The sequence below is a fragment of the Sphingomonas panacis genome (assembly GCF_001717955.1).
Classification (GTDB): domain Bacteria; phylum Pseudomonadota; class Alphaproteobacteria; order Sphingomonadales; family Sphingomonadaceae; genus Sphingomonas; species Sphingomonas panacis.
This window is the reverse complement of sequence record NZ_CP014168.1, coordinates 2503547-2518671: the sequence shown is the minus strand read 5'-3', so window position 1 is coordinate 2518671 and position 15125 is coordinate 2503547. Positions and strand designations below refer to the sequence as shown.

Genomic DNA, 15125 nt, shown 5'->3' with positions numbered 1-15125 from the left:
ATCTCGTGGTGTCAGCCGGGCGCCCTCCCCGAAAAGATCCCAGCTTGCGCGGGGATGACGGGCCTTGGATCAGTTTTTAAGCCGCCACCCGGTCCGGAAGATCGCCGCGATCGCCAGCAGGCACGCCACCATGAACGCCGCCGTCACGCCAAGACTTAGGCCGATACTCACGTCACCCTTGCCGAAGAAGCTCCAGCGGAAGCCGCTGATCAGGTACACGACCGGGTTGAACAGGCTGATCGTGCGCCACGGCTGCGGCAGCATGTCGATCGAGTAGAATGCGCCGCCGAGGAAGGTCAGCGGCGTGACGAGCAGCGCCGGCACCACCGAAAGCTGCTCGAACCCGTTCGCCCAGATGCCGATGATGAACCCGAACAGGCTGAACGTCACGCTCGTCAACACCAGGAACGCGATCATCGCCAGCGGATGTTCGACATGCAGCGGCACGAACAGCGCCGATGTGGCGAGGATCAGCAGCCCCAGCACGATCGACTTGGTCGCCGCCGCGCCGACGAACCCCGCCACCATCTCCATCGCGGTGACGGGTGCTGACAGAAGTTCGAACACCGTGCCGGTGAATTTGGGGAAGTAGATGCCGATCGACGCGTTGGAGATGCTCTGCGTCAACAGCGACAGCATGATGAGGCCTGGCACGATGAAGCTGCCGTAGCCGACACCGCCCACCGTGCTGATCCGCGATCCGATCGCACCGCCGAACACGACGAAATACAGGGATGTGGTGATGACCGGGGTTGCGACGCTCTGCCAGATCGTGCGCAGCGAGCGCGCCATCTCAAAGCGGTAGATCGCCCAGACGCCGTGGGTGTTGATGCCGCTCATTGCATGCATTCCTTCAGTTCCGCCGCGAAAGCGGGGCTCCAGAGCCGCATATGCTGCCCTGCGCTGCTCTGGACTCCCGCTTTCGCGCGAGAACGCTGTGGCTCGGCGTTCATGCCGCCTGCTCCTTGTGTTCGACCAGATCGACGAAAATATCCTCGAGGGAAGACTTGCTCGTCTCCAGATCTTTGAAGCCGATGCCGAGTTCGGCGAGCTTGCGCAGCAACGAGGGAATGCCGGTATGCTCGGCCTGCGCATCGAAGACGTAGCGGAGCGTATGCCCCTCATCCTCCAGCGCCAGATGCCATTCGTCGAGGTCCGTCGGGATCGTCGCCATCGGCTCCTGCAGCGAAATCAGCATCTGGCGCTTGCCGAGCTTCTTCATCAGTTCGGTCTTCTGTTCGATCAGGATGATTCGGCCCTTGTCGATCACGCCGACACGATCGGCCATTTCCTCGGCCTCCTCGATGTAGTGCGTCGTCAGGATGATCGTGGTGCCCTTCTCGCGCAGCCGGTGGACCAGCTTCCACATATCGCGGCGAAGCGCGACATCGACGCCGGCAGTCGGCTCGTCGAGGAACAGGATGTCGGGCTCGTGGCTGAGCGCCTTGGCGATCAGCACACGGCGCTTCATCCCGCCCGACAGCTCGCGAATCCTCGCGTTGCGCTTGTCCCACAGCGACAGGTCGCGAAGCACCTGCTCGATATAACTGTCATGCCCGGGCTTGCCGAACAGGCGACGGCTGTACCGCACGCTCGCGAGCACCGTCTCGAACATGTCGACCGAGAGTTCCTGCGGCACCAGACCGATCACACTTCGCGCGGCGCGAAAATCGCGGATCGCATCATGGCCCATCACCGTGATCGTGCCCGTGGACGGCGTGACGATGCCGCAGATGATGCTGATGAGCGTGGTCTTGCCCGCCCCATTCGGGCCGAGCAGCGCAAAGATTTCTCCCTTCGTGATATCCAGATCGACGGGTTGGAGCGCGCGGTGGCCCGAGGCGTAAGTCTTCGAGACGCCCCGGACGGACAGGATCGGTTGCATGTGCTTCCCCTTGTGGCCGCGCAGATAGGGACGACGCTGCGGCACTGCAACGGCGAGCCACGCGATGCGGCTCGTCGCAGCAATGCCACATCCTAAAAGGTTAACGATGTTTTCGCTGCATCTTGTTGTGCACCGCATCGTTCGACCGCGATAAAAGCGTGCGATATTCGGCAAAAAAGGGAGCAACGATGAACTTGGAAGACATGATCGACCTCGCGCGTCGCTCACGCGAATGCGCTGAACGGGCGCAGCAGGAAGCCGCGTTCTGGCAGCAGATGATCGACGAACGTATGCGTACAGACGACCGCGAGATCGATTACGAGGCCGTGCCGGCGTTCTGCTGACAGGCGAAAGAACGGATGCCCTCAGCCCTTCGCCCGTGCCTTTGCAACCAGGTTCTGTAAATCCTCCAGCGGCAGCGCGGAGGAAACGACGTGGTTCCCGATCACCCAGCTCGGCGTACCGGTCAGCCCCAATTGCCGGGCGATTCCCATGTTCGCCGCGATTTCGGCGTCGGCCTTGGGTGCGAACGCCGCGGCTTTGACGGTGTCCACGCCCGCGATCTTTGCCGCGGCGGCGATCGACTGATCGGTGACGGGACCACCCGCATAGAGCGAGTCGTGGAACGGTTTGAACTTGCCCTGCTCGGCGGCGGCGAGGCTCATCCGCGCAGCGCTCGCGCTTGAATCCGCTAGGACCGGGAACTCGCGGAACACGATCCGCAACTTGGGGTCGCTCGCCAGCAATTGCGCGATCGCGGGCAGGCTGGCGCGGCAATAGCCGCAATTATAGTCGTAATATTCCACGATGGTCAGGTCGGGATGCGCGCTCCCCGCCCAGGCGCTGCCGAACGGCTCCAGGATCGCCGCATGATTGTCGGCGATCGTCTTCGCATGCTGCTTGTCGCGCAGCGCATCCATCGCATCTGGCAGAACTTCGGGATGTGCGAGCAGGTAATCGTGAACGACTTGCTCGATCCGTGCCTGATCGCCAGCCGGCGCGAAATGGCCGCTGCCCCATAACATCGCACCCGCGCCGAGCACGGCGCCGAGCAGCGCGGCCAGCGGTATCGTGAATCGGCTCATCGGCGTTTCTTGTACTTTCCAGGATTGTCTTGGATTTCGTTCATCGATGTCATCGCGATATCCTGCGCGCGAATCCAGTCGATGCTGTTCGGCGGCAGCCCGGCCATAGCGGCTCTCGCGCTATAGGCTGCACGAGGTACGTCACCGGTCAGGCTCGCCTGCTCGGCCGTGGCAAGCATCGCGCGCGGCGCGTCGCCCGACAGCTCATAAGCGGTGCCAAGCTGATACCATGCGAACGGATTGTCGTCATCGCGCGCGACTGCGGAGCGCAGCACCTTCACCGCCTCGGGATAATTGCTCTTGTCCTCGGTCGCGATCAACGCGTGGCCGAGTGTCGTCGCGATCAACGGTTCGGTGCGGGTCAGTTCGGTCGCCTCGCGCAAGGGTGCCAGCGCGTCGCGCGGCTTGCCCGCCTCGAGCAGGATCTGCCCGCGCACTTCGAGGAAATACGGGTCGTGCGGCTTGATCGCGAGTAGCGCCTTGGTCTCGGCATCCGCTTTGTCAGGATAGCCGGCCTTGTGCCACGCATACGCGCGGGCATAATACCCGTATTCGGAGGTGTCGCTCGCCGGATAGATGTTGAGCGTGGTCTTCGGATCGGAGACATATCCGGTCAGCTTTGCCTTCACCCGCTTGAAGCGCTCTTCCAGACCGGGGTCGAGCGGAGTGTTATACGCGGGCGAAGCACTCACGTCGGCGGTCAGCGTGGCGATGCGGTCGCCGCTCAGCGGGTGGCTTTGCGCGAACGGGTCGATGTTCTGCAGGCCCACCGCATATTCCTGGCTTTGCAGCTTCTTGAAGAAGGTGAGCATGCCCTTGCCGCTGATCCCGGCCTGGCGGAGAAACTTGGCGCCGGTGGCATCGGCGGTCGATTCCTGGACGCGGCTGAACGCTGCGGCCTTGTAGCCGGCGGCGGTCTGGCCCGCAGCGAGAATACCCGCGCCAGCGTCGCCCGCGCCTGCCGCCATCGCCGCGATACCGAGCACGAGGCTTAGGATCGAAATGCCGAGCGCGGGACGATAGCCGGCATCGGCCAGCACGACATGCCCGTCCGCGATATGGCCGAGTTCGTGCGCGATCACACCCTGCACCTGATTGGCGTTGTCTGCGGCGGCGATCAGGCCCGAATGGATGTAGACGGTCTGCCCGCCGATGACGAAGGCATTGATCGAGTCATCGTTGATGAGGATCACCTTGACAGTGTTCGGCGACAGACCGGCGGCGAGGATCAACGGCCGAGACATATCGTTGAACAGCGCTTCGGTCTCGGCATCGCGCAGGATCGATTGCGCGGCGGCGGGCTGTGTCCACAGCAGGAGCGCGGCGGCAAAGCCGGCGAAGAGGCGTTTCACTCGAAGCATATGTCGGCTCGGCGCTCCTGCTCGGCATGGCGTGAACCCACGGTGAAGCGGTTCCGGCGGGACCTGCCATCAGGCAAGCCCCGCCGGGATCGGTCAGGCCCCGAAGGTGCGCTGCCACCAGCCGCGCCGCGGCGATCCGGCCTCGCCCGGATCGGGATCGATCTCGCCAGGCGTAGCACCTTGCGGGGTTGCGGCGGCTTCGGCCTCCGGCTCCGCTGCGGCGGGAGCCGCCTCGGCTACGGCGTCATCGGCCTTGCGACGCGGCGCACGACGCTTCTTGGGCTTGGCTTCTTCTTCCACCACCGGAGCTTCGACGACGACGGTTTCGGCGGCAGCCATCTCGGCCTTGGTGCGGCGCTTGCGCTTCGGCTTTTCGGCCTCGGCGACGGGCGCTTCCACCGCCGGCTCGGGCGCGGCCTCTACCGGCGCCTCGGCAACGGCCTTGCGGCGACGGCCCTTCTTCTTGGGCGCCTCCTCGACGGCTTCGGGCTCGGCAGGTGCCTCGACCGGAGCATCCGCCACTGCGTCCGCCGCATAGTCGGCAAGCGCTACGGCCTCGATCGAGCCTTCCTCTACGCCTTCCAGCAACGTGCCGGCAGGCGCTTCACCCTCGGACGGAGTCGCCGATGCGGCGGCCTCGCCCTCACCGCGACGACCGCCACGGCGACCGCGCCGGCCGCGGCGACGACGGCCCTCGCCGCCCTCGCCGTCGCCTGCATCGGGAGCGACGACGTCGGCTGGAGCCGCCTCGGTTTCGACCGCGTCCGGCTCGGATGCCGCCACGTCAGTGGCCTCATCCCGATCGCCCTCGGTCTGCTCGCCTTCGGGACGATTGCGACCGCGACGTCCACGCCGGCGACGACGACGACCGCGCGCTTCGCCCTCGGCGCGCGTCTCGCCCGGACGGGGACGGTCTTCAGCGTCTTCGCCCTCCTCGGCTTCGATCTCTTCCTCGGCCTCGATCTCCTCTTCGATCTCCTCGGGATAGTCGTCCTCGTCGACCTCGATAATCGGCGCGTCGAAGCGCGGCGGATGCTCGGGCGGCGGGCCGGAGGCCTCGACCGTCATGCGCGCGCCTTCCTGCTCGCCATCGGGAACGACCTCGATCGTGACGCCGTAGCGATCCTCGATCTCGGCAAGTTCCGCGCGCTTGCGGTTGAGCATGTAGTAGGTCGCTTCCTGGCTCGCGCGCAGCGTCAACTGCGATCCGCGACCGCGTGCGGCCTCGTCCTCGAGCAGACGCAGCGCCGACAGCCCAGCTGACGAGGCGGTCCGAACGAAGCCAGTGCCTTCGCAATGCGGGCACGGGCGCGTCGACGCCTCGAGCACGCCGGTGCGCAGCCGCTGCCGGCTCATTTCCATCAGCCCGAACGACGAGATGCGACCGACCTGGATGCGCGCGCGATCGTTCTTGAGCGCCTCCTTCATCGCCTTCTCGACCTTTCGGACGTTGGACGAATGATCCATGTCGATGAAATCGATGACGACGAGGCCGGCCATGTCGCGCAGCCGCAACTGACGCGCGATCTCGGTCGCGGCTTCGAGATTGGTCGCGGTTGCGGTCTGCTCGATATTGTGTTCGCGCGTCGAACGTCCCGAGTTGATGTCGATCGACACCAAGGCCTCGGTCGGATTGATGACGAGATAGCCGCCCGACTTGAGCTGAACGACCGGGTGATACATCGCGGAAAGCTGATCCTCGACGCCGGCGCGCTGGAAGAGCGGCACGGGATCGGAATAATGCTGCACCTTGCGGGCGTGGCTCGGCATCAGGAGCTTCATGAACTCCCTCGCCTGGCGATAGCCCTCATCGCCCTCGACGATCACTTCCTCGATCTCGCGATTGTAGATGTCGCGGATCGCGCGCTTCATCAGATCACTGTCCGCGTAGACGAGCGCGGGCGCCGACGACTGAAGCGTCGTTTCGCGAATGCCATCCCACAGCCGGGCGAGGTAATCGAAATCGCGCTTGATCTCGACCTTGGTGCGCTGGAGCCCGGCGGTGCGGACGATGCAGCCCATCGAGGCGGGCAGCGTCAGTTCGGCCATGATCGACTTGAGCCGCTTGCGATCGCCGGCGTTGGAAATTTTCCGCGAGATGCCGCCGCCGTGCGACGTGTTGGGCATCAGCACGCAATAGCGGCCGGCGAGGCTCAGATAGGTGGTCAGCGCCGCGCCTTTATTGCCGCGCTCTTCCTTGACGACCTGCACCAGCAGCACCTGCCGACGGCGGATCACGTCCTGGATCTTGTAACGGCGGCGCAGGTTCATGCGGCGTTCGCGCAAATCCTCGACCGCGTCGTCCGACTGGCTTTTGCCGCGGCTGCGGCGGCGGCCGGTTTCCTCGGCGGCGGCTTCGGCATCGACGCCGCCGTCATCTTCGAAACGCTCGACCGAATCCTCGTCGATCTCGTGATCGTCGCCGTCGTTCTCGCCGTCTTCGTAATCGTCGTCCTCGGCATCCTGCTGGGCGCGCAAGGCGGCTTCCTGCTCGGCGTGCTCGGCTTCTTCGCGCAGCAACGCTTCGCGATCTTCCCGCGGGATCTGATAATAATCAGGGTGGATTTCGCTGAAGGCGAGGAAACCGTGGCGATTGCCGCCGTAATCGACGAACGCCGCCTGAAGCGAGGGTTCGACGCGGGTTACTTTGGCGAGATAGATATTACCCTTGAGCTGTTTGCGCTCGGCAGATTCGAAATCAAACTCTTCGATTCGGTTCCCTTTGACGACAGCCACCCGGGTTTCTTCCCGGTGGCGTGCGTCGATCAGCATACGCGTGGTCATTTAATGTTCTCCGGGCGCGCGGGCCACGGCCGTACAGGGCGTTCCGCGCGCAATCATGACGCGGCGCGTGCCGGGCGGAAAACGCGCCCGGCCGGTGGCCGCAATGGGTTTCGAAAATCGCCTCTGCTCGCATCGCACGCCCGGGCGCTTGGCCCACGGCACTCCGCGCGCTCGCGAAGCCGCCGGCAAAAGCCGGTCGGCGCGAGCTTGTGGAGAAATGCATCATGCGAACGTCAACCTGAAAAGTCGCCGCAATAGCTTGCGGGCGACCGGATCGACCGGGGCAGCGCCAAAACAAGCGCTTTCCGGTGCCTGCGCATGCGTAGCATCCCAAACGGTGCGCAGCAACCGGCACATTTTTGTCGCGGCACAGCGCGGATCGATTGCCGAACGCCGCGTTAACCTTGCCGTTTCATCGTGAGGTGACTCGTCCGTGAAAGAACGATCGCAGTAACTGCGTAACCATTGGGATTCTCCCACGATGCCTTTTCGCTGGACCGGTCGCGTGCCGACGCGGCATTACGCTCGCGTGTCGTTGATCCTCGCCTTGCTGGCCTGCTGGTTTGCCGGCGCCCCGGGTTGGGCCGCGACAGTGCGACGGGTCGATGTACATCGCGACCGTATCGTCCTGCACTTCGATCGCAGCGTCGCGGACGCTGCGGACGCTTCGGCCGTCCTGCTCGCCCGCCCTGCCGTGGTTCGCGAGGGCAGTTTCGGCGATGACCGTCGCGACCTAACGATCGCGCTACGCACCGTCGATGACACGGTCCTCGCAAGCGCCGCCAAGAAAAGCCGCGCGCACTTCTTGCCGCTCCCCTTCGACACGAAGACGCAGCCGATCCGCAAATATCAGGTTGCCGTGCCGATTCCGCCGTCGAGCCGCAAGCTCCGTCTGCCCCGCGTCTATGGCGATGATGCCAGCCGGCCGCTGGTGGTGATCGACGCCGGTCATGGGGGGCAAGACCCTGGCGCGATCGCACCCACCGACGGCCGCCGCGAAAAGGACGTGACGTTGCGCATCGCCAAGGCGATCCGCGACGAACTGATCCAATCGGGGCGGGTGCGCGTCGCGCTCACCCGGGAGGACGATCGCTTCATCATCCTCCAGGAGCGGTTCGGCATCGCGCGCAAGCTCCACGCGAGCCTGTTCATCTCGATCCACTGCGATAGCGTCGGCTCGGGTGATGCCAGTGGCGCCTCGGTCTACACGCTGTCCGAAGTGGCGTCCGACAAGGAATCCGCGCGGTTGGCCGCACGCGAGAACAAGGCGGACATCATCGCCGGCGTGAATCTCGCCTCGACCTCGGCCGACATCTCCTCGATCCTGATCGACCTGACCCAGCGCGAGACGATGAACTCCTCGGCCAATTTCGCCCGCCTGCTCGGCCGGGAGGCGCAGCCGCTGGTGCCGATGAAACCGAACTTTCACCGCATGGCCTCGCTGATGGTGCTGAAGGCACCCGACATGCCCTCGATCCTGTTCGAGACCGGCTATATCTCAAACCCACGCGATGCCGACTTCATCGACTCCCCCGCCGGTCGCCGCGCAATTGCGGAAAGCGTGCGGCGCGCGGTGGATGTGCATTTCGCCCGGCGGCTCGCTTCCACGCGGTAACACGCACATTTCACCGGCAAGGCTGGCAACGCGCGTGAAACTTGCTAGAGCCTGCCCCGGATATGGCCGACGATGATTCCAGCGTGAACTTCCGCCTACGTCGCGAGGCGGACGGACTGCCAGGGCTTGCGGGCCGCATTTGGGGCCGCTGGTGGGTGAAACTGCTGCTCGTGCTCGGCGTCCTGGCGGCGATCGCCTATGCCGCGTTCTTCGCGCTGTTCGCGCGGGATCTGCCTTCGGTAGACAAACTGCGCGTCTACGAGCCGCCGCTGCCGACCAATGTGCGCGCGATCGACGGCCTGCCGATCCATTCCTATGCGCGCGAGCGCCGCGTCGAACTCAGCTACAACGAATATCCGCCGCTGCTGGTGCGCGCCTTCCTCGCTGCCGAGGACAAGACCTTCTTCGAGCATCACGGCGTCGATTACGCCGGCATCGCCTCCGCTTTGTGGGACAACCTCGCCCGCAACAAGCGCGCGCGCGGCGCATCGACGATCACGCAGCAGGTCGCCAAGAACCTGCTGATCGGCAACGAGCACAGCTACAGCCGCAAGCTCAAGGAGGCGATCCTCGCTTACCGGATCGAAGATTCGCTGACCAAGCCGCAGATCCTCGAACTCTATCTCAACCAGATCGCACTCGGCCGTAACGCCTTCGGCGTCGAGGCGGCGAGCTACGCCTATTTCGGTAAAGAACTGAGCGAACTCGACCTTGCCCAATTCGCCTATCTGGCGATCCTTCCCAAAGGACCGTCGAACTACGATCCCGATCGCCATGCGGAGCGCGCGCTGGCGCGGCGCCATTATGTGCTCGCCGAGATGCTCAGGAACGGCTTCATCGATCAGAGCCAATATGCGCAGGCCGATGCCGCGCCGCTCGGCACGGTGCCACGCCAGACGCCAAAGACCGAGACTGCCGGCACCGGCTATTTCGTCGAGGAAGTCCGACGCCAGTTGATCGATAAGTTCGGCGAGGACGGCAACGCCGGCCCATACAGCGTCTATGCCGGCGGGCTATGGGTGCGCACCTCGCTCGACCAGCGCATCCAGGATTATGCGCAGACGGCTCTCCGTAACGGGTTGCTGCGCTACGATCGCGGGCGCGGTTGGAGCGGGCCGCTCGGTCACGCCGAGATTACTGGTGATGCCTGGCTGTCGACACTGCTCAACACCCATATCGGCCTCGATTATCAGGATTGGCGCGCCGCGATCGTCACCGCAGTCGACAGCAGTTCGGCGACGCTCGGCTTCTCGAACGGAGAGACCGGCACGATGCCGCGCTGGGCCGCGCAGATGCCGGTACGCGGGCAAGGCGGCACCGCCTTCGCCGCGATCAAACCGGGCGACATCCTCGCCGTCGCCCCCGAGGGTGACCAGTTCGCGCTCCGCGCTGTGCCCAAGATTTCGGGCGCGTTCGTCGTCGAGGAACCGTCGACCGGGCGCGTGCTGGCGATGCAGGGCGGGTTCGACTTCCGCCTCCAGGCGTTCAACCGCGCCACCCAAGCGCTGCGCCAGCCGGGATCGACGATCAAACCGATCGTCTATTCGGCCGCACTGGAAAACGGCATGACGCCGGCCTCGATTATCATCGACGGCCCATTCTGCGTCTTCCAGGGCGCACGGCTCGGGCAGAAATGCTTCCGGAATTTCGGCGGCAGCGCCGGCTCCGGCCCGCACACGATGCGATGGGGCATCGAGCAGTCGCGCAACCTGATGACGGTCCGCGCCGCCGCGCAGACCGGCATGCCCAAGGTTGTCGGGCTGATGGACCGGATCGGGGTTGGCAAATATCCGCCCTACCTCTCGTTCGCGCTCGGCGCGGGCGAAACGACGGTGGCGCGGATGGTCAACGCCTACACCATCCTCGAAAATCACGGACAGGCGCATCAGGGCACGCTGATCGACTTCGTGCAGGATCGGCACGGCAAGGTGATCTGGCCCGAGAACTGGCATGCCTGCGAAGGCTGCAACGCGCCCGACTGGAACGGCAAGGCGATGCCGCGCCCGGTCAACCGCGGCAAGCAAGTCGTCAACGCGATGACCGCGTACCAGATGGTCCACATCGCCGAGGGCGTGATTCAGCGCGGCACCGCGACCATCCTGCGCGATCTCGACCGGCCGATGTTCGGCAAGACGGGCACCAATTCCGGCCCGACCGACGTGTGGTTCATCGGCGGCACCCCGCAGATGATCGGCGGCCTGTATATCGGCTACGACACGCCGCACGGTCTCGGGGGTTACGCGCAGGGTGGTACGATCGCTGCGCCGATCTTCAAGGAATTCGCGGTCAAGGCGTATGAGGGGCTGCCGAAGGTGCCGTTCCGCGCCCCACCGGGCATCCGCATGGTCCGCATCGATCGGGCCTCGGGCAAGCCGGTCTACGGTACGTGGCCGACCGCCGACCCCAAGGCGGCGGTGATCTGGGAAGCGTTCAAGCCCGAGAGCGAGCCGCGCCGAGTGTTCCACCGCCAGACGCCCGAGGAAGCCGCTGCCGCCGCGGCCGCAGCCGCTGCGCGGGCACAGGCGGCGCAAGCGGCGCAGGCCGGTGAGCAACGCCGCGATAGCGACTTCTTGCAAAGAGAGGGCGGAATCTACTAGCCGTCGCCCCGGCGCAGGCCGGGGCCGGTGCGTTTGTCGCGACGGCTTCGCATCACTACATAACGGCCCCGGCCCCATAATTCCTTGGCGCCGGGGCGACGATCAGAACCTGGAGTACCCACCATGCGCGCCGAAGCGCAGGCACATATCGATTCGATCAAGGACTCGCTCGCGCTGCTCCGTCGCTTCCTCGACTGGGACCGCGCTTTGCGCCGGCTCGACGAGCTCAACGCGCGCGTCGAAGACCCGACGTTGTGGAACGACGCGAAGGCGGCGCAGGAGGTGATGCGCGAACGTCGTCGGCTCGACGAGGCGATCAGCGCGACGCGGGCGATCGAGAGCGAGTTGAGCGACACCGCCGAACTGATCGAAATGGCCGAGGCCGAGGGCGACACCGAGATGGAGAACGAGGGCGTCGCCGCGCTCGCCGCCCTGTCGAAGCGTGCCGCCGAGGACAAGGTCAGGGCGCTGCTCGCCGGCGAGGCCGACGGCAACGACACCTATGTCGAGGTCAATGCCGGCGCGGGCGGCACCGAGAGCCAGGATTGGGCCGGCATGCTCCAGCGCATGTATTCGCGCTGGGCCGAGCGCCACGGGCTCAAGGTCGAACTGGTCGATCACCATTCGGGCGAGCAGGCCGGCATCAAATCGGCGACGCTGCTGCTCAAGGGCGAGAACGCTTACGGCTATGCCAAGACCGAAAGCGGCGTTCATCGCCTTGTCCGCATCAGCCCCTACGACAGCGCCGCGCGCCGCCACACCTCGTTCGCGAGCGTGTGGGTCTATCCGGTGATCGACGACAATATCGACGTGCAGTATAACGAGAGCGACCTGCGCATCGACACATACCGCGCCTCAGGCGCTGGCGGGCAGCACATCAACACGACCGATTCGGCGGTGCGTATCACGCACATTCCGACCGGGATCGTCGTGCAGTGCCAGAACCAGCGTTCGCAGCACAAGAACAAGGCCGAGGCGTACAACCAGCTCCGCGCCAAACTCTACGAGCGCGAATTGCAGATCCGCGAAGCCGCCGCGAGTGCGGAGAACGCGAGCAAGACCGATATCGGCTGGGGCCACCAGATCCGCTCCTACGTGCTTCAGCCCTATCAGTTGGTGAAGGATTTGCGCACCGGCGTCACTTCTACCAGCCCGTCCGACGTGCTCGACGGCGATCTCGACGCGTTCATGGCCGCCGCGCTCTCGCAGCGCGTCACCGGCGAGACGGTCGAGGTCGAAGACGTCGATTGATCATGGGGCGGGGGAACCTCCAGGGTTCGTGTCTGGCGCTGCTGGCGCTCGCCGCTTGCACCCCTGCGGCGAAGCAACAGGCCGAAGGCCCCTTCCCCGCCGCCGACCGCCCGGTCGCACGGATCGTATCGCCGCGCTGGTCGACCGAGGAGGATCGTGACAGCCGCGACGAAGCGCAGCAGGTGATGGCCAAAGCCGGCATCAAGCCCGGCATGACCGTAGCCGATCTCGGCGCGGGCGAAGGATATTACACGATCCGCCTCGCCGCGCGCGTTGGCAAGGAGGGCCGCGTGCTGGCCGAGGATATCGTCGCCAGCGTCCACGACGCACTGGCGGAACGCGTCGCGCGCGACCGGCTCGACAACGTCAGCGTGCGGCTCGGCACGCCCGCTGATCCGAAACTGCCGGCGAACAGCTTCGACCGCGTGCTGATGATCCACATGTATCACGAGATCGGCCAGCCTTACGAATTCCTGTGGCGGATGCGCCCGTCACTCAAGCCGAGCGGGCTCGTCGTAGTGCTCGACGCTGACCGCCCGACCCAACACCACGGCACACCGCCCGCGCTTCTGAAATGCGAATTCGCAGCGGTGGGCTACGTGCAGGTCGAAAGGCAGAACCTGCCCACCGCGGGCGGCTATCTCGCGATGTTCAAAGCAGTTGGTCCGAGGCCGGAGCCGACGACGATCAAGGCGTGCGTGAATCGGTAAGGCTGACGACCGGCCCCGCATCGGCGATATCGTCCCCGCACTCATAGCAACCCGATGCGCCGGAAACTCGCGGTCTCGGGGCCTGCGAGCACGAGATGGTCGATCAGTCGCACGCCCACCCCATCGAGCGCTCGTGCCAGCCGCCGCGTGAGCGCGCGGTCACCTTCGCTGGGCGTCGGATCACCGCTTGGGTGGTTGTGCGCCATCACCACGCCGGCCGCGTCGAAGACCAATGCATCCGCGACGATCGCGCGAATCGGCACGTCGACCGTGCCCGTTTCGTTCGATGGCCGGGTCCGGACCCCGAGCAGCCGCCAATCGGAATCGACATAAGCGAACATCGCGACCTCGGTCGCGAGATCGCGGATCGGCGCGAACAGCGCGATCGCGACATGCTCGGCATCGAGTTTGCGGAAGGCCGCCCTGGGCGGCGCGACGGGGATCGATGACAGTTCCACCCCGCAATGATGCCGTGTTCAGCAGGGCGTGGAAGGACACCCCTCCATTTCGGGGCTATTCACATCGGCGGTGACGCGCGAAGCGGCGCGCGCTAGACCGCGCGCATGCAGCAATATCTCGATCTGATGAGGCGAGTCCTCGATACCGGCGCGGAGCAGATGGACCGCACCGGCACCGGTACGCAATCGGTGTTCGGCCACCAGATGCGCTTTGATCTCGCGCAGGGATTTCCGGTTCTCACCACCAAGAAATTGCACCTGCGCTCGATCATCGTCGAACTGTTGTGGTTCCTGCGCGGCGACACCAACGTTCAGTGGCTGCGCGACCGCAAGGTGAGCATCTGGGACGAATGGGCCGATGAGGACGGCGATCTCGGCCCGGTCTATGGCAAGCAATGGCGCGACTGGGCGACGGCGGACGGCCGCCACATCGATCAGATCGCCGAACTGATCGAACAGATCAAAACCAACCCCGCCTCACGCCGCCAGATCGTCTCCGCCTGGAACCCCGGCGACCTGCATGCGATGGCCTTGGCGCCGTGTCACTGCCTGTTCCAGACCTATGTCGCGAACGGACGACTATCACTCCAGCTCTACCAGCGCTCGGCCGATATTTTCCTCGGCGTGCCCTTCAACATCGCCAGTTATGCGTTGCTGACCCATCTGCTCGCACAGCAATGCGGGCTGGAGCCGGGCGAGTTCATCTGGACTGGCGGCGACTGCCACCTCTATTCCAACCATCTTGATCAGGCACGCGAGCAGCTTTCCCGCGCGCCGGGGCCGCTGCCACGGCTGGAGATCCAGCGGCGAGCCGACTCGATCGATGGGTACGAGTATGAGGATTTCGTACTGCACGATTATGTCGCGCAGCCACATATCAAGGCATCGGTGGCAGTGTGATCACGCTGGTTTTCGCGCATGCGCAGAACGCCGTCATTGGCCGTGACGGCAAACTCCCGTGGCATCTCCCCGCCGACCTGAAGCGGTTCAAGGCACTGACGCTTGGCAAGCCGATGGTGATGGGCCGCAAGACGTTCGAGAGCTTCCCCGCGCCGCTGCCCGGCCGCCGCCATATCGTGCTGACGCGCGACGCGGCTTGGTCGGCGCCGGGCGCGGAGGTGGCGCATACCGTTGGGGAAGCCTTCGCACTCGCCGGCAAGGACATGTCGGTGATCGGTGGCGCAGAGATCTTCCGGCTTGTCGAGGATCGGGCCGACCGCGCCGAAGTGACCGTCCTTCACCGCGACTATGAAGGCGACGCGCATTTCGTACTCGATGCCGACGGATGGCAAGAACTGGCGCGCGAGGATCATCCAGCCGAGGGCGAGCGCCCCGCCTACAGCTTCCTCACGCTCGTACCGCGCCGCTGACGCGATGCG

Annotated in this window: 13 protein-coding genes; 7 read left to right on the top strand and 6 right to left on the bottom strand. The window is 65.2% G+C overall.

The annotated features are described in order from the left end of the window. Positions 1 to 69: 69 nt before the first annotated feature. The gene (locus J0A91_RS11415) at positions 70 to 840 is read right to left on the bottom strand and encodes an ABC transporter permease (protein ID WP_206364901.1); all 771 of its coding nucleotides are present in this window, start codon (positions 838 to 840) and stop codon (positions 70 to 72) included. Between the two features lie 109 nt (positions 841 to 949). After that, positions 950 to 1885, bottom strand: a complete 936-nt coding sequence (locus tag J0A91_RS11410; protein WP_069207248.1) for an ABC transporter ATP-binding protein — start codon at positions 1883 to 1885, stop codon at positions 950 to 952. Positions 1886 to 2088: 203 nt separating this feature from the next. Here J0A91_RS11410 and J0A91_RS11405 point away from each other — a divergent pair, with 203 nt between their 5' ends. Beyond that, the gene (locus tag J0A91_RS11405) at positions 2089 to 2229 is read left to right on the top strand and encodes a hypothetical protein (RefSeq protein ID WP_169833133.1); all 141 of its coding nucleotides are present in this window, start codon (positions 2089 to 2091) and stop codon (positions 2227 to 2229) included. A 21-nt stretch (positions 2230 to 2250) separates the two neighbouring features. Here the strand turns inward: J0A91_RS11405 and J0A91_RS11400 are convergent, their stop codons facing one another. The 3 genes from J0A91_RS11400 to J0A91_RS11390 all read right to left on the bottom strand — a co-directional run bounded on the left by J0A91_RS11400 (position 2251) and on the right by J0A91_RS11390 (position 7115). Next, positions 2251 to 2970 (bottom strand): DsbA family protein, encoded by a 720-nt coding sequence (locus J0A91_RS11400; RefSeq protein ID WP_069205011.1) that lies wholly within the window; start codon positions 2968 to 2970, stop codon positions 2251 to 2253. Continuing rightward, complete coding sequence (locus J0A91_RS11395; protein ID WP_069207247.1) at positions 2967 to 4322, bottom strand: M48 family metalloprotease; 1356 nt, start codon at positions 4320 to 4322, stop codon at positions 2967 to 2969. The genes J0A91_RS11400 and J0A91_RS11395 overlap by 4 nt, the downstream gene beginning before the upstream one ends. A gap of 102 nt (positions 4323 to 4424) precedes the next feature. Beyond that, on the bottom strand, positions 4425 to 7115 hold the full coding sequence (locus J0A91_RS11390) for an Rne/Rng family ribonuclease (RefSeq protein WP_240501982.1): 2691 nt from the start codon (positions 7113 to 7115) through the stop codon (positions 4425 to 4427). A gap of 481 nt (positions 7116 to 7596) precedes the next feature. Here J0A91_RS11390 and J0A91_RS11385 point away from each other — a divergent pair, with 481 nt between their 5' ends. The 4 genes from J0A91_RS11385 (at position 7597) to J0A91_RS11370 (ending at position 13288) form a co-directional block, all read left to right on the top strand. Next, on the top strand, positions 7597 to 8730 hold the full coding sequence (locus J0A91_RS11385; protein WP_240501981.1) for an N-acetylmuramoyl-L-alanine amidase family protein: 1134 nt from the start codon (positions 7597 to 7599) through the stop codon (positions 8728 to 8730). A gap of 62 nt (positions 8731 to 8792) precedes the next feature. Further along, positions 8793 to 11327, top strand: coding sequence for a penicillin-binding protein 1A (locus J0A91_RS11380; RefSeq protein WP_069205009.1), 2535 nt, complete (start codon positions 8793 to 8795; stop codon positions 11325 to 11327). Between the two features lie 123 nt (positions 11328 to 11450). Beyond that, a complete protein-coding gene (prfB, locus tag J0A91_RS11375; RefSeq protein ID WP_069205008.1) occupies positions 11451 to 12578 on the top strand; it encodes a peptide chain release factor 2 in 1128 nt (375 codons plus the stop codon). A 2-nt stretch (positions 12579 to 12580) separates the two neighbouring features. Next, entirely contained in the window at positions 12581 to 13288 is a 708-nt protein-coding gene (locus J0A91_RS11370; protein ID WP_083224644.1) for a class I SAM-dependent methyltransferase, read from the top strand. A 41-nt stretch (positions 13289 to 13329) separates the two neighbouring features. Here J0A91_RS11370 and J0A91_RS11365 read toward each other — a convergent pair whose 3' ends face one another. After that, on the bottom strand, positions 13330 to 13746 hold the full coding sequence (locus J0A91_RS11365) for a JAB domain-containing protein (RefSeq protein WP_240501980.1): 417 nt from the start codon (positions 13744 to 13746) through the stop codon (positions 13330 to 13332). Positions 13747 to 13851: 105 nt separating this feature from the next. On the opposite strand from J0A91_RS11365, the gene J0A91_RS11360 reads away from it, so the two are divergent. Next, positions 13852 to 14646 carry a thymidylate synthase gene (locus J0A91_RS11360; RefSeq protein WP_069205007.1) on the top strand — a complete coding sequence of 265 codons (795 nt, stop codon included), beginning with the start codon at positions 13852 to 13854 and terminating at the stop codon, positions 14644 to 14646. After that, positions 14643 to 15116, top strand: a complete 474-nt coding sequence (locus tag J0A91_RS11355; RefSeq protein ID WP_069205006.1) for a dihydrofolate reductase — start codon at positions 14643 to 14645, stop codon at positions 15114 to 15116. The genes J0A91_RS11360 and J0A91_RS11355 overlap by 4 nt, the downstream gene beginning before the upstream one ends. The last annotated feature ends 9 nt before the right edge of the window (positions 15117 to 15125 follow it).

Bases quoted from the DNA above. Each gene is read 5' to 3' on its own strand.
- J0A91_RS11415 (WP_206364901.1), bottom strand. From the start codon at position 840: ATGAGCGGCATCAACACCCACGGCGTCTGGGCGATCTACCGCTTTGAG.
- J0A91_RS11410 (WP_069207248.1), bottom strand. From the start codon at position 1,885: ATGCAACCGATCCTGTCCGTCCGGGGCGTCTCGAAGACTTACGCCTCG.
- J0A91_RS11405 (WP_169833133.1), top strand. From the start codon at position 2,089: ATGATCGACCTCGCGCGTCGCTCACGCGAATGCGCTGAACGGGCGCAG.
- J0A91_RS11400 (WP_069205011.1), bottom strand. From the start codon at position 2,970: ATGAGCCGATTCACGATACCGCTGGCCGCGCTGCTCGGCGCCGTGCTC.
- J0A91_RS11390 (WP_240501982.1), bottom strand. From the start codon at position 7,115: ATGACCACGCGTATGCTGATCGACGCACGCCACCGGGAAGAAACCCGG.
- J0A91_RS11385 (WP_240501981.1), top strand. From the start codon at position 7,597: ATGCCTTTTCGCTGGACCGGTCGCGTGCCGACGCGGCATTACGCTCGC.
- J0A91_RS11380 (WP_069205009.1), top strand. From the start codon at position 8,793: ATGGCCGACGATGATTCCAGCGTGAACTTCCGCCTACGTCGCGAGGCG.
- prfB (WP_069205008.1), top strand. From the start codon at position 11,451: ATGCGCGCCGAAGCGCAGGCACATATCGATTCGATCAAGGACTCGCTC.
- J0A91_RS11370 (WP_083224644.1), top strand. From the start codon at position 12,581: ATGGGGCGGGGGAACCTCCAGGGTTCGTGTCTGGCGCTGCTGGCGCTC.
- J0A91_RS11360 (WP_069205007.1), top strand. From the start codon at position 13,852: ATGCAGCAATATCTCGATCTGATGAGGCGAGTCCTCGATACCGGCGCG.